Source organism: Pelorhabdus rhamnosifermentans (assembly GCF_018835585.1).
In the GTDB taxonomy this organism is placed as follows: domain Bacteria; phylum Bacillota; class Negativicutes; order UMGS1260; family UMGS1260; genus Pelorhabdus; species Pelorhabdus rhamnosifermentans.
In genome coordinates this window covers 1-254 of sequence record NZ_JAHGVE010000161.1, presented here as the reverse complement: position 1 = coordinate 254, position 254 = coordinate 1, and the positions used below count along the sequence as shown (strand labels likewise).

Below are 254 nucleotides of genomic sequence, written 5' to 3'. Positions count from 1 at the left end.
CGGCATCCAGACGTTTGACAAGCGCCGCCTTGACAGCCGTAATCCCCTCCTGACCGTATGCTGTAGACACCACATGCGACAGGGCGGCGAGCATAAGACCATCAGTACTCGGATAATTCCGCCCGGGACGCGCCGAGACATAGTCGGTGATCGACTTGAATAGCTTCTGCGGGATCGGTTTGCCCAGCCGCTCCAACGCGATCATGTCCAACGCCTGATGAAACGGGCGCTCCTTGAGTGCCGAATCCGGCAAC

Annotated in this window: 1 protein-coding gene; it reads right to left on the bottom strand. The window is 59.1% G+C overall.

Translation table 11 applies throughout. From position 1 onward, the window contains the following. Positions 1 to 254, bottom strand: a 254-nt coding sequence (locus tag Ga0466249_RS26190) for a hypothetical protein (protein WP_215832419.1), incomplete at both ends; no start/stop codon positions are given.